The sequence below is a fragment of the Actinomadura sp. BRA 177 genome, from assembly GCF_013372625.1.
In the GTDB taxonomy this organism is placed as follows: domain Bacteria; phylum Actinomycetota; class Actinomycetes; order Streptosporangiales; family Streptosporangiaceae; genus Spirillospora.
The window spans coordinates 1-12,925 of the sequence record NZ_JABXFD010000252.1; the positions used below are offsets into that span (position 1 = coordinate 1).

Annotated in this window: 11 protein-coding genes; 2 read left to right on the forward strand and 9 right to left on the reverse strand. The window is 71.1% G+C overall.

Annotation, left to right across the window (positions count from 1 at the left end):
- Positions 1 to 176 (reverse strand): ferredoxin (locus tag HUX53_RS10320; RefSeq protein WP_176402936.1); only part of this gene is annotated, 176 nt, incomplete at its 3' end.
- Positions 177 to 338: 162 nt separating this feature from the next.
- Here HUX53_RS10320 and HUX53_RS10325 point away from each other — a divergent pair.
- On the forward strand, positions 339 to 1,052 hold the full coding sequence (locus HUX53_RS10325) for a class I SAM-dependent methyltransferase (protein WP_176402937.1): 714 nt from the start codon (positions 339 to 341) through the stop codon (positions 1,050 to 1,052).
- Here the strand turns inward: HUX53_RS10325 and HUX53_RS10330 are convergent.
- Genes HUX53_RS10330 through HUX53_RS10350 form a run of 5 tightly spaced genes read right to left on the reverse strand, consistent with a single transcriptional unit; the run spans position 1,049 to position 6,847 of the window.
- Positions 1,049 to 2,164 carry a prenyltransferase gene (locus tag HUX53_RS10330; protein ID WP_176402938.1) on the reverse strand — a complete coding sequence of 372 codons (1,116 nt, stop codon included), beginning with the start codon at positions 2,162 to 2,164 and terminating at the stop codon, positions 1,049 to 1,051. The two genes, HUX53_RS10325 and HUX53_RS10330, sit on opposite strands and share 4 nt — an antisense overlap.
- Positions 2,154 to 2,915 (reverse strand): class I SAM-dependent methyltransferase, encoded by a 762-nt coding sequence (locus tag HUX53_RS10335; RefSeq protein WP_176402946.1) that lies wholly within the window; start codon positions 2,913 to 2,915, stop codon positions 2,154 to 2,156. The genes HUX53_RS10330 and HUX53_RS10335 overlap by 11 nt, the downstream gene beginning before the upstream one ends.
- Before the next feature lie 43 nt (positions 2,916 to 2,958).
- Complete coding sequence (locus tag HUX53_RS10340; RefSeq protein ID WP_176402939.1) at positions 2,959 to 4,254, reverse strand: glycosyltransferase family 4 protein; 1,296 nt, start codon at positions 4,252 to 4,254, stop codon at positions 2,959 to 2,961.
- Between the two features lie 28 nt (positions 4,255 to 4,282).
- Complete coding sequence (locus HUX53_RS10345; protein ID WP_176402940.1) at positions 4,283 to 5,545, reverse strand: cytochrome P450; 1,263 nt, start codon at positions 5,543 to 5,545, stop codon at positions 4,283 to 4,285.
- Positions 5,546 to 5,575: 30 nt separating this feature from the next.
- Positions 5,576 to 6,847 carry a cytochrome P450 gene (locus HUX53_RS10350; RefSeq protein ID WP_176402941.1) on the reverse strand — a complete coding sequence of 424 codons (1,272 nt, stop codon included), beginning with the start codon at positions 6,845 to 6,847 and terminating at the stop codon, positions 5,576 to 5,578.
- Positions 6,848 to 7,160: 313 nt separating this feature from the next.
- On the opposite strand from HUX53_RS10350, the gene HUX53_RS10355 reads away from it, so the two are divergent.
- On the forward strand, positions 7,161 to 8,810 hold the full coding sequence (locus HUX53_RS10355; RefSeq protein WP_176402942.1) for an ABC-F family ATP-binding cassette domain-containing protein: 1,650 nt from the start codon (positions 7,161 to 7,163) through the stop codon (positions 8,808 to 8,810).
- A gap of 66 nt (positions 8,811 to 8,876) precedes the next feature.
- Here the strand turns inward: HUX53_RS10355 and HUX53_RS10360 are convergent, their stop codons facing one another.
- The 3 genes from HUX53_RS10360 to HUX53_RS10370 form a co-directional block, all read right to left on the reverse strand.
- Complete coding sequence (locus tag HUX53_RS10360; protein ID WP_176402943.1) at positions 8,877 to 9,866, reverse strand: MBL fold metallo-hydrolase; 990 nt, start codon at positions 9,864 to 9,866, stop codon at positions 8,877 to 8,879.
- A gap of 83 nt (positions 9,867 to 9,949) precedes the next feature.
- The gene (locus HUX53_RS10365; RefSeq protein ID WP_176402944.1) at positions 9,950 to 11,107 is read right to left on the reverse strand and encodes a steroid 3-ketoacyl-CoA thiolase; all 1,158 of its coding nucleotides are present in this window, start codon (positions 11,105 to 11,107) and stop codon (positions 9,950 to 9,952) included.
- Between the two features lie 85 nt (positions 11,108 to 11,192).
- Positions 11,193 to 12,437, reverse strand: a complete 1,245-nt coding sequence (locus HUX53_RS10370) for a cytochrome P450 (RefSeq protein WP_176402945.1) — start codon at positions 12,435 to 12,437, stop codon at positions 11,193 to 11,195.
- Positions 12,438 to 12,925 lie beyond the last annotated feature (488 nt).

The following is a 12,925-nucleotide window of genomic DNA, read 5'->3' on the forward strand; positions in this document are numbered from 1 at the left end:
AGATGTGTATAAGGGCACGACCGCACCGCGTGCCGGACGCGGTCCTGCTCCTCCGCCGGGACGTCCGGCTGGAGGATCTGGAGCTCGTCATCGTCGTTGAGGTCGAAGACCTCCGGGGCGAGCCCGACGCACACGGCGTTCGCCTCGCACACCAGCGGGTCGACTCGTACTCTCATCGCTTCTCCGTTCGAGGATCAACCGTGACCGCCAACCTACCGAACCGGGTTCGGAGAAGGGTGCCCACCCCCGAAAGTAGAACACGTTCCAGTCTGCCTGGGCAAGACTGGCGTCTCACCGCGCGGAGCACGGATAGTAGGGTGCCCCGACGGAGGAGATCGATGACCGACACCAAGGCGTCCACCGAGCCGGGGACGACCGACCGAACCGCCCCCGAGATGCCCGCGGAACTGCTGCGCATCGCGCGCGCCGCCAAGGGCTTCATGCCGGACGGCGAGGGCCTCGCGCTGTACGAGACGGCCGTCGAGTACGGGGCGCGCCTCGCCGGAGCCGGCCCCATGCTGGAGGTCGGCACCTACTGTGGCAAGTCCGCCGTCTACCTGGGGGCCGCGGCCAGGGCCGCCGGGACGATCCTGGTCACCGTCGACCACCACCACGGCTCGGAGGAGAACCAGGCGGGCTGGGAGTACCACGACCCGTCCCTGGTCGACCCGAGCACGGGCCGGATGGACACGCTCCCCAAGTTCCGCAAGACGATCGGGTACGCCGGCCTTGAGGACGAGGTCGTCGCCATCGTCGGCCAGTCCCGCACCGTGTCGGCCTTCTGGCGGACGCCCCTGGCGCTGCTGTTCATCGACGGCGGGCACGCCGAGGAGCACGCCCAGGGCGACTACGAGGGCTGGGCCCCGCACGTCGCCGCCGGCGGAGCCCTCGTCATCCACGACGTCTTCCCCGACCCCGAGGACGGCGGGCAGGCGCCCTACCACCTCTACCTGCGCGCCCTGGAGAGCGGCGCCTTCAAGGAACGCAGGGTGGAAGGCTCGCTGCGCGTCCTGGAACGCGTCAGCGAAGCCGACCCCCTGAGCCGGGCCTAGACCCGGTTGACCACCGGCACCAGCGCGCAGCCGCAGGCCAGGGGGTCGGACGCCTCTGCGGGGCCTAGGGGCCGTCCCGCGATCTCCTTGAAGATCCGGGAGCCGGGGGAGGCGTCCGACAGCGCGTCCGCCGCCAGGATCACCGCCGCCGCCGTGTAGGTGGACCGGTCGCCGGGGAAGTGCCGCTCGTTCTCGAACTGCCAGCCCGTCCAGTACGAGCCGTCCTCGTGCCGCAGGTGCTGGATGGTCGTGAACAGCTCCAGCGCCCGGCCGCGGTCGCCGGCGGCGTCCAGCGCCAGCACCAGCTCGCAGCTCTCCGCCGCCGTCACCCACGGCTGGTCCGACACGCAGCGGCAGCCGAGGCCCGGCACCACGAACGTGTCCCACTGCTCGCCGAACCGGCGCGCCGCGTCCGCGCCGCGGACCGGGCCGCCGAGCACCGGGTAGTACCAGTCCATCGACCAGCGGGACTTGTCGGCGAACGCCTCCGGGTGCGCGGCCACCACGTGCCCGAGCTGGTCGGCGGCGAGCTCCCACTCCGGCTGCGGCTCGCCGAGGTGCTCGGCCAGCGCGACCGCGCAGCGCAGCGACTGGTAGATCGACGAGCAGCCGGTCAGCAGCGCGTGGTCGGACGGCTCGCCGTTCTCGTGCCGGATCCAGATGATCTCCCCGCGCCGGGTCTGCAGCCCGAGCGTGAAGTCGATCGCCCGCCGGACCGCCGGCCACATGTGCCGCGCGAAGCCCTCGTCCCCGGTCACCGTCAGCTCGTGCCAGACGCCGACCGCGAGGTAGGCGGCGTGGTTGGACTCGCCGCCCGGCTCGGTGACCTCGCCGAGCACCCACTTCGCCGGCCACGACCCGTCCGGCCGCTGGGCGCTCCGCAGCCACTCGTAGGCGCGCCTGGCCTGCGCGCCGAACCCGGCGACGGTCAGCGCCATCGCCGCCTCGACGTGGTTCCAGGCGTCCACGTGGCCGGGCACGCCGCCCACCGGCGAGAACCACGGGATCGCGCCGGACGCCTCCTGCTGCGAGGTGATGCTGCGCGCCGTCGCGACGATGTCGTCCGGCGTCAGGACTCCGGGAACCGAGGGCGGGACGGTCTCAGACCGCATCCGCCGTCTCCTTGGCCGGGGCCGCGGGGGTGCCCGGCGCCGCGGGCTTGCCGAAGTACACGACGACGCTCTTGCCGATCAGCGGGTTCATCACCCGCTCGGCCGCCCGGGTCGCCAGCGGCCGCTTCATGATGTCCCAGACGAGGATCTGGTGGTAGGCCTTGGCGAGCGGGTTGCCGTCGTTGTTCACCCCCACCGCGCACTTGATCCACCAGTACGGGGCGTGCAGGCCGTGCGCGTGGTGGTGGCCGCCGACCTTGAAGCCGACCGACTTCAGCTTGGCCTCCAGCTCGGCGCGCGTGTAGATGCGCACGTGCCCGCCGGGGGCGGTGTGGTAGTCCTCCGACAGCGCCCAGCACACCCGCTCGGGCAGCCAGCTCGGCACCGTCACCGCCAGCTTGCCGCCCGGCCGCAGGACGCGCAGCAGCTCGCGCATCGCCCGCATGTCGTCGGGGATGTGCTCCAGCACCTCCGACGCGATGATCGCGTCGAAGTGGTCGTCGGGGAACGGCAGGTCGAGCGCGTCACCCTGCACGGTCTCTGCGGTCGCGTTCTCGGGCACGTCGCCTTCGAGGCGCATCGCCCCGAACATCTTGTCGACGCCGGACAGCTCTTCGGCGTCCTGGTCGAAGGCCACGACGTGCGCACCCCGGCGGTACAGCTCGAAGGCGTGCCGTCCGGCACCGCATCCCATGTCGAGGACGCGGTCTCCGGGGGTGACGCGGAACCGCTGGAAATCCACGGTCAGCAGGGTCGTGCTCCTTCCATGCAGAGGACGTCCGGCGGACGTTCCCTCAGTTGCCGCCGGCGGCCAGCCGCCGGTAGTTCTGCTGGGTGATCGCGGCCCGGTAGTGCTCGACGGTGGCCTGCGCCACGGCCGGCCAGGCGAAGCGCTCCTGGACGCGGGCGAGCCCCGCGGCACCGGCCTTCGCCCGCTCCTCGGGGGAGTCGTGCAGGCGGTGCAGCGTCGCGGCGAGTTCCTCGACGTCGCCGGGCTGGACGAGGATACCCGCGTCGCCGACGACCTCGGGCAGCGCGCCGGCGCGGCTCGCGACCAGCGGCGTCCCGGACGCCATGTGCTCCACGGCGGGCAGCGAGAACCCCTCGTAGCGGGACGGGACGACGGCGATCTCCGCCGACGCCAGCAGCTCGCCCAGTTCGTCGTCGCTGATGCCGCTGACGAACTTCACGCGGTCGCCGAGCGCCAGCTCGCGGACGAGCTTGTCGGTCGGGCCGTCCTTCTGCGGCTTGCTCACGACGACCACGTGGACGTCCCGCTCGGTGGCGACCTTGGCGACCGCGCGCAGCAGCACGTCCACGCCCTTGATCGGCGCGTCGGCGCTGGCCATCGCCACGATCCGGCCGGGGACGCGCTCGCCGCGCGGGTGGAAGATGCGGGTGTCGACGCCGAGCGGCAGGATGTCGATGTCGCGCGGGTCGACCTTGAAGTCCTTGACGATGTCGACCTTGGACGACTCCGACACCGTCAGCACCGGGCCGATGCGCCGCGACACCTGCGCCTGCATCCCGACGAACCCGTACCAGCGGAACTTGCCGAGCTTCTGCTTGATGCCGCGGGCGGCCTCGATCTCGATCCGCCGGTCGACGCTGATCGGGTGGTGGATGCTCGTCACCAGCGGCAGGCCGAGCCGGCCGATGCCGAGGCTGCCGAGCCCGAGCACCTGGTTGTCGTGCACGACGTCGAAGTCGCCGCGGCGCCGCTTCAGCAGCCGCAGCGCGCGCAGGCTGAACGTCAGCGGCTCGGGGAAGCCGCCCGTCTTCATGTGCGCGAACTCCAGGACGTCCGTCCAGTCGCGGAACTCGCCGAGGGCCGGGGTGCGGAACGGGTCCTCGTCCCGGTACAGGTCCAGGCTCGGCAGCTTGGTGAGGGTGATCTCGTCGCGGTCCAGCTCGGGGTAGGGCTGGCCGGAGATCACCTCGACCGTGTGCCCGAGATCGGCCAGCTCCCGGCTCAGGTGCCGGAGGTAGACCCCCTGGCCGCCGCAGTGCGGCTTGCTCCGGTACGAGAGCAGGGCCACCCGCAGCGGACCCGAGGGCGGTGAGCCGCCCGTCTCGCCTGCCTCAGCCACGCCAGACCCTGCCCACGGACCACTCCCGTCAGTCGAGGGACGCCGGACGCACGCGCACCGGCATCTCCTTTATGCCGTTGATGAAACTAGACCTTAGCCTGCGAACGTTACCGCTGAGTTCAATATTGGGCACAGTGTCCAAAAGTGTTTCGAAAAGCACACTCAGCTCGAGTCGGGCCAGGTGGGAGCCCAGGCAGAAGTGCGGGCCCCCGCCGCCGAAGCCCAGGTGGGGGTTCGGGGCGCGGCCGACGTCGAACGCCCACGGGTCGGCGAACACGGCCTCGTCGCGGTTGGCGGACGAGTAGAAGACGACGACCTTGTCGCCCTCCTTGATCTTCTTGCCGCGCAGCTCGGCGTCCCGGACGGCGGTCCGCCGGAACAGGTTGACCGGGGTGACCCAGCGGACGATCTCGTCCGCCGCCGTCCGGACGAGCGACCGGTCGGCCCTCATCCGCGCCCACTGCTCGGGGTGCTCCAGCAGCGCGAGCATGCCGCCGGTCGCCGCGTTCCGGGTCGTCTCGTTCCCGGCGACCGACAGCAGCATGACGAACAGCTCGAACTCGTCGCCGGACAGGATCTCGCCGTCCGCGTCCGGCTGGAGCAGCTTCGTGACGATGTCCTCGCGCGGGTTCTCCCGCCGGTCGGCGGCCAGCACGTTGGCGTACGCGTACAGCTCCGTCGCCGCCGCCTGGCCCTCCTCTGGCGTCCGCTGGAACTCCGGGTCGTCCCCGCCGATCAGCGTGTTCGACCAGGTGAAGATCTTCTCCCGGTCCTCCGGCGGGGCGCCCAGCAGCTCGCAGATCACGTACAGCGGCAGCGGCGCCGCCAGGTCCCGGACGAAGTCGGCGTCCTCTCCCCGCTCCACAGTCTCCGCCACGAGCTTCTGGCAGATGTCGCGGATGTGCTCCGCCAGCGCACCGATCGCGCGCGGGGTGAACCCCCGGTTGACGATGCCGCGCTTGCGCGTGTGCTCCGGCGGGTCCTGGTTGAGCATCATCATCCGCTGCAGGACGAGATGCTCCTCCGGCGGCTCGTCGAACAGCGCGAGCCGCTGCCACGACGAGAACACCTCCGGATGCCGCGACACGTGCACGACGTCCTCGTGCCGGGTGATCGCCCAGAACGGCGGGTACTCCCGCTCCGGGTCGCCGTGGTGCCAGTGGACGGGTTCGTGCTCGCGCAGCCACGTCAGCTGCTCGTGCGGGATCCCGCCGCGCTCGTACGCGCCGGGGTCGGCCAGCTCGATGTCGGGGGCGGTTTCGGGAGTCGTGGTCTTGGGAGTGGTGGTCATCGCCTCGAACCTCCTCGTCCGGAGACGCCGTCAGCCCCCCAGCGGGGCCGACGGTGTGAAGCTCACCGGAATCTCCTTGTAGCCGTTGACGAAGTTGGACCGGAGCCGGCGGGGCTCGCCGGCGAGCCGGATGTCGGGCATCCGCTCCAGGATCGTCTCAAAGATAATGCGCAGGTTCATCCGCGCGAGGTGCGTTCCGAGGCAGTAGTGCGGGCCGCCGCCGCCGAAGCCGATGTGCGGGTTCGGGTCGCGCCCCACGTCGAACGTGTACGGGTTCTCGAACACCCGCTCGTCCCGGTTCGCCGACCCGTAGAACAGCACGACCTTGTCGCCGGCCTTGATCTCCTTGCCGCCCAGCTCGGTGTCGACGAGGGCCGTCCGGCGGAACTGGTTGATCGGGCTCACCCAGCGGACGATCTCCTCGACCGCCTTCGGCAGCAGGCTCCGGTCCGCGCGCAGCCGCTCCCACTGGTCGGGCCGCTCGAAGAAGGCCAGCATGCCGCCCGCGGTCGCCGTCCGGGTCGTCTCGTTCCCGGCGATCGACAGCATGATCACGAACAGCTGGAACTCCTCCAGGCTGACCCGGGAGCCGTCCGCGTCCGGCGTGAGCAGCTTGGTCACGATGTCGTCGCGCGGCGTCGACTCCCGCGCCGCCGCCAGCTGCCCGCCCCACTCGGCGAACTCGGCGGCGCACAGCGTCGACTCCTCGCGTCCGCCGATGAACTCGGGGTCGTTGAACGCGACGAGCTTGTTCGACCAGTGGAAGATCTTCTCCCGGTCCTCCAGCGGCGCGCCGAGCAGCTCGCAGATCGTGTACAGCGGCAGCGGTGCCGCGAACTTCTCCACGAAGTCGCACTCGCCGAGCGGCGCGGCCTCGTCGATCAGCTCGTTGCAGATCTTGCGGATGTGGTCCTCCAGCCGGCCGATCATCCGCGGCGTGAACCCCTTGTTCACGATGGAGCGCAGCCGCGTGTGGTCCGGCGGGTCCTGGAACAGCATCATCTGCCCGTACATGGCGATGTCGTCGGGCGAGAACTCCTCGAACATCGCCGTCCGCTCGTGCGAGGAGTACGGGTCGGCGCGCCGCGACACCGACACCGCGTCCTCGTGCCGCGTCACGGCCCAGAACCCCGGGACCCCCTCGTTCGGGTCCTGGTGCCAGTGCACCGGGTCGTTGTCGCGCAACCACTGGAACTGCCGGTGCGGGATGCCCCCGCGCTCGTACACGCCCGGATCGATGATGTCGATCTCGGGTGCGCGGAAGATCCGGTCGGTCGAGGCGATGGACGTCGCAAGTGCCATGGAAGACCCTTCGTGCCCGGGACGGAGCCAGTCCCTGAACTGAGCGCTTGCTTGGGAACAGATCTAGAACACGTTCTAACATGAGACTGGAGTCTCATCAAGGCCCCGGCCCCACCCGTCCCACTGGTTGGTACGGTGGGTTCATGCTCCAGCAGCTCCTCTACCTCTGACAGGACTCCGGACGGCCCGCCCCTCGCGCCCGAGCGAGCCGCGGGCGGTCTGACGTTGTCATCGGCCCGCTCTTCAGGGCCTGTCAGTTCGAAGGCACCCATCTCCGTCCCCTGGGACAGGTGTGCCTCCGTCCGGAGGAAGCATGAACATCTCCATCACCCTGCCCGCGCGCGCCCGAGCCCAGCTCGTCGCGGAGGGAATCGGCGTCGTCCGGGGCGGGCGAACCGTCCTGCACGACGTGCACATGTCGGTCTCACCGCAGGACAGGTGGGGCATCGTCGGAGAGAACGGGCGCGGGAAGACGACCCTGCTGCACGTGCTGAACGGCGCGCTGGTCCCCGACGAGGGCACCGTCCAGCGCGTCGGCACGATTGGGATCGCCGAGCAGGCCATGGTCGCCCACGGCGACGCCACGGTCGGCGAGGCCATCGACCTGGAGCTCGCGGACGCCCGCACCGCGCTGAAGGCGTTCGACGAGGCCACGCAGGCGATGGCCGAAGGACGCCCCGGCGCGGACGGCGCCTACACGTCCGCCCTGGACGCGGCGGAGGCGCTCGACGCCTGGGACGCCGACCGGCGCGTCGACCTCGCCCTGGAGAACCTCGGCGCGGTCACCGACCGGAGCAGGCGGCTGTCCGAGCTGTCCGTCGGCCAGCGCTACCGGGTGCGGCTCGCGTGCCTGCTCGGCGCCGAGCACGACTTCCTGCTCCTGGACGAGCCGACCAACCACCTGGACGCGGCCGGGCTCGACTTCCTCACCGCCCGCCTGCGCGCCCACCCGGGCGGGGTCGTGGTCGTCAGCCACGACCGCGCGCTGCTGTCCGACGTCGCGACGACGATCCTCGACCTCGACCCGAGCCGCGACGGCCGCCCGGCCGTCTACGGGGACGGGTTCGCCGGCTACCGGGAGGGCCGCGAGGCGGAACTGCGGCGCTGGGAGGACGAGTACGAGCGCCAGCGCACCGAGCACGCCCGCCTCACCCGCGACCTGTCCGAGGCGCGGAACCGGCTGGTCACCGGGTGGCGGCCGGACAAGGGCACGGGCAAGCACCAGCGCGCCACCCGCGCGCCCGCGCTCGTCCGGTCCGTCCACCGGCGCCGCGACGACCTGGAGCGGCACGCGGTGACCGCCCCGGAGCCGCCACGGCGCTTCAGCATGCCGGACCTGCCCGCGCGGCCCGGCACGACGCTGCTGACGGCCGACGACGTGCGCGTGGCGTCCCGCCTACCGCACGACGTGTCGCTGGCCCTGGAATCGGGCTCGCGCCTCGTCGTCACCGGCCCCAACGGCTCGGGCAAGTCAACCCTCCTGGCCGTGCTCGCCGGGCAGTTGCCACCCACCCAGGGAACGGTTCGCCGAGCCCCGAACACGCGTGTGCAGTTGCTCGCCCAGGAGTCACCGCACGCGGACGGCCGACGAGCCCACGAGGTGTTCGCCGCCCACATCGGACGCCTGATCACCACGGGCGCGCTAGCCGAGAATGAGGCGATCTCGCTCTCCGCCCTGGGGCTGATCTCGTCCGCTGACGCGGGCAGACCGGTGCGCGAGTTGTCGATGGGGCAGCAGCGCAGGCTCGACCTGGCGATGGCCCTGGCGGCGCGTCCGCACGTCCTCCTGCTGGACGAGCCGACGAACCACCTGTCGATCGCCCTGGTGGACGAGCTGACCGAAGCCCTGCGAACCACGGAGGCCGCAGTGGTCCTGGCAACCCACGACCGCCAACTCCTCCGCGACACCGCGATGTGGCCCACCCTCCCCGTCGGCGAGGAAGCGCCGCACTGGGTGCGTTGACCTGCGGCGTGTTGCCCTTGTGAGCGGCCGGATAAGGGCAACACACCGCAAGTCAACGGACAGGGGCTAGCGGAGGATGTAGCGGAGCGGGTCGTCTGTGCCTTCTCGGCGGGCGATTCCTCGGGTCTCCAGGGTGCGCAGGTGGGCGGCGGCCTCGGCGGCGGCCATGCGGCGGGCCTGCTGGGGCATGTCCGCCCACGGGTGGCGCCACTTGAGGCCCGCCGTGAGGTCCCACAGGGTGATCGCGGACGCGGAGAGGAGCGCCGTCACCTCGGTGAGGCGCTCCTCGTGGTGGCCGATGATCTCCTGGGCGCGTTCCGAGAGGCCGTTGAAGCGGTACTGGTGGGCGGGGAGGACCTCGCCCACCGTCATCGCCGAGACCTTGTCGAGCGAGCCGAGGAAGTCGCTCAGCGGGTCGATGTCCGGCGTGTCGTACGGGTAGAGGCCGATGTGCGGGGTGATGCGCGGCAGGACGTGGTCGCCGGTGAAGATGCGGTCGCCGTCCTCCAGGTGCAGGCAGATGTGGCCGGGGGAGTGGCCGGGCGTCCACACGGCGCGCAGCCGCCGGCTTGGGACGTCGACCAGTTCGCCGTCCGACAGCTCCCGGTCCGGGATGGCGGGCGGTGACACCTGGATCCGCTGGGACGGTCCGGCCAGGTCCGACTCGGCGGCGCCCGCGCGGCGCAGGGCGGTCAGCTCGAACTCCCGGCGCCCGCCCATGCCGGCGGCGTGGAACATGCGGACGATGTCGGCGTCGGCGTGGTGCATGGCGATCCAGGCGCCGGACGTCTCCCGGACGCGCCCGGCGAGCCCCGAGTGGTCGGGGTGGAAGTGCGTGACGACCACGCCGTGCACGTCCGACATCTGGATCCTGAACGTGCCGAGCCCGTCGCGGAGGGCCGCCCAGGCGTCCTCGTGCTGCCAGCCCGCGTCGATCAGGACCGGCCCCTTCGGGCTCTCCACCGCGTACACGAGCGTGTACGCGAGCGGGTTGTCCGGGATGGGGACGGGAACGCTCCACAGCCCGCCGCCGAGGTCCTCAGGTTCCGGCTGCACCGAGACCGCCTTTCGCGCCTTGTCAAAGCATGAGGTCGAGCATGGGAATGCCCCGGCCAAGGTAGCCGGGGCGGTGGATCGGGTCAGATTCGCTCAAGGATGGACGCCGTGGACAGGGCGCCGCCCGCGCACATGGTGATGAGGGCGGTTCCGGCGTCGCGGCGCTCCAGTTCGTGCAGGGCGGTCGTGATCAGCCGGGCGCCGGTCGCACCGACCGGGTGGCCGATGGCGATGGCGCCGCCGTTGACGTTGACCTTGTCCATGTCCGGCTTGTGGACGGACGCCCACGAAAGCACGATCGACGCGAACGCCTCGTTGATCTCGGTGATGTCGATGTCGTTCATCGTCAGCCCGGACCGCTGCAGGACGCGCTCGGTCGCCTGCACGGGACCGTCCAGGTGGTAGTACGGCTCGCCGCCGACGAGGGCCTGGGTCCTGATGCGCGCGCGGGGCCGCAGGCCGAGGGCCTTGGCCTTCTCCTCCGACATCAGCAGGACGGCGGCGGCGCCGTCCGAGATCTGGGACGAGGTGCCCGCCGTGTGCAGCGCGTCCGGCATGACCGGCTTGAGGTTGCCCAGGCCGTCGGCGGTCGTCTCGCGCAGGCCCTGGTCGCGGGTGACCTCGCGGATCTCCCCGGTCGGGTTGCCCTCGGCGTCCAGGACGGGCGCGGTGACGGGCGCGACCTCGCGGTCGAAGCGGCCGTCCGCCCACGCCTTGGCGGCGAGCTGCTGCGAGCGGGCGCCGAACGCGTCCAGGTCGGCGCGGGTGATGCCGCGCCGGGCGGCGATCCGCTCGGCGGCCTCGAACTGGTTCGGCATGTCGAGCGACCAGTCGTCCGGGCGCGGGTTCGCGGGCATCACGTTGGTGCCGAGCGGCGCGCGGCTCATCACCTCGACGCCGCAGCCGATCGCCACGTCCACCACGCCGGCCGCGATCTGCGACGCGGCGAGGTGGACGCCCTGCTGCGAGGAGCCGCACTGCGCGTCGATCGTGGTGACGCCGGTCTGCCAGGGCAGCCCCGCGTACAGCCAGGAGTAGCGGCCGATGTGCCCGCCCTGCTCGCCGGCCTGCGTGACGCAGCCGGCGAAGACCTGCTCCACCTCGGCGGCGTCGATGCCGGACCGCTCGACCAGCGCGTTCAGCGCGTGCGCGAGGACGGCCATCGGCTTCATGCCGGCCAGCCATCCGTTGCGCTTACCGAGCGGCGTGCGGACCGCCTCGACGATCACCGGGGTACCCATGCGGTCTCCTTCTAGAACACGATTCGCCTTTCGAATGTAACGTGTTCTAACTTTCCTGGGGAGGGCCGGGTCCCGCTCAGAGGGATCAGTACCGGACGCGCAGCTCCTTGATGCCGTTCAGCCAGGCCGAGCGGAGCCGGCGCGGCTCGCCCAGCCGGGTGATGTGCGGCATCTGGTCGGCGATCGCGCTGAACATCAGCTTGATCTCCAGCCGGGCCAGGTTCGCGCCGATGCAGTAGTGCGCGCCGGTCCCGCCGAACCCGAGGTGCGGGTTGGGGTCGCGGGCGACGTCGAACGTCATCGGGGCGGCGAAGACGTCCTCGTCGAAGTTGGCGGAGCTGTAGTACATCGCCACGCGGTCGCCCGCCTTGATCTCGACGCCGCCCAGCTCGGCGTCCCGGACGGCCGTCCGCTGGAACGCGGTGACGGGCGTCGACCACCGGACGACCTCGTCCGCCATGGTCTCGGGACGCTCGGCCTTGAACAGCTCCCACTGCTGCGGGCTGTCCATGAACGCCATCATCCCGTGGGTGATCGCGTTGCGGGTCGTCTCGTTGCCGGCGACGGCCAGAAGGATCATGAAGTAGCCGAACTCGTCGTCGGACAGGGCGTGCCCGTCCACGTCGGCCTGGACGAGCTTGGTCACGATGTCGTGCGCGGGGCAGCCGCGGCGCTGCTCGGCCAGCCCCATCGAGTAGCCGATGATCTCGGCGGCGGCGCAGGCCGGGTCGTCGTTGTACTCGGGGTCGTCGTAGCCGAGCATCTTGTTGGACCAGTCGAACAGCCGCCGCCGGTCCTCCTGCGGGACGCCCATCAGCTCGGCGATCGCCTGCAGCGGCAGCTCGGCCGCGACCTCGGTGACGAAGTCGCCCTCGCCGCCGCGCCGGCGCGCCTCGGCGACGATCCGCTCCGCGCGGTCCTGCAGCGCGTCGTGCAGGCCGTTGATGACGCGCGGGGTGAAGCCGCGCGACACGATCTTGCGCAGCTTGGCGTGCTGCGGCGGGTCCATGTGCAGCAGCAGGTTCTCCCGCTGGACGTCCAGCTCCTCGGGGCTGAACGTCTCGTTGAACCTGATCACGGCGCCGTGGGCGTTGGACGACCACTGCTCGTGGTCGCGGGAGATCTCCTTGATGTGCGCGTGCCTGCTGATCACCCAGAAGCCGTCGTCGGCGAACCCGGTGCGGCCGCGCGGTTGCGCGTTCCACCAGGGCGCACCGGTCCGGCGCAGCAGCGCGAACTCGGCGAGCGGGATGCGCTCGGCCATCAGGTCCGGGCTGGCGAAGTCGAACCCGGCGGGGACGGCGGCGGTCTCCGAAGCGGTGGCGGTCATGCGCGGTACCTCCCGAAATCACGGCGCTTGAGCCCACCGTAGAACCGGTTCCAGGTGGGATTCAAGAGCAAATGAGACTCAAGTCTATTCTGCTGTCTCCACCAAACGCTTGATTGATGACCTGGCGGTCATCATCATTCCCATCAGGCAAAACGTGAGCACCGCTCTCCGCTGCCACAAGCGCCGTCCGACATCAAGAGCCCGTCCCGTGAGCTACCTCACTTCTTCGCTCGGGTTTAGCTAGAACGTGTTCTAGAAATGCCGGTGAGTGGGTGTCGGGGACGTCGACTAGCCTGGGTACTCGACCGCCCCCGCGCCGGAGAGCCCCATGGCCGCAGATTTCGACGAACCCGCGTTCGACGAGGAATTCGTCCGGAGCGCCGTGTTCACCGAGCCGTCCGCCCGCGAGCGCGCCCGCCCGCCGAGCCGCCGCGAACGACGGCGCAACCGCCGCGCCGCCCGCCGCGCCCTGCGCGGCGGCCCCGGCC

Excerpts from the sequence above, each read along its gene's own strand:
- HUX53_RS10325 (WP_176402937.1), top strand. The coding sequence starts at position 339 with ATGACCGACACCAAGGCGTCCACCGAGCCGGGGACGACCGACCGAACC.
- HUX53_RS10330 (WP_176402938.1), bottom strand. The coding sequence starts at position 2,164 with ATGCGGTCTGAGACCGTCCCGCCCTCGGTTCCCGGAGTCCTGACGCCG.
- HUX53_RS10345 (WP_176402940.1), bottom strand. The coding sequence starts at position 5,545 with ATGACCACCACTCCCAAGACCACGACTCCCGAAACCGCCCCCGACATC.
- HUX53_RS10350 (WP_176402941.1), bottom strand. The coding sequence starts at position 6,847 with ATGGCACTTGCGACGTCCATCGCCTCGACCGACCGGATCTTCCGCGCA.
- HUX53_RS10355 (WP_176402942.1), top strand. The coding sequence starts at position 7,161 with ATGAACATCTCCATCACCCTGCCCGCGCGCGCCCGAGCCCAGCTCGTC.
- HUX53_RS10365 (WP_176402944.1), bottom strand. The coding sequence starts at position 11,107 with ATGGGTACCCCGGTGATCGTCGAGGCGGTCCGCACGCCGCTCGGTAAG.
- HUX53_RS10370 (WP_176402945.1), bottom strand. The coding sequence starts at position 12,437 with ATGACCGCCACCGCTTCGGAGACCGCCGCCGTCCCCGCCGGGTTCGAC.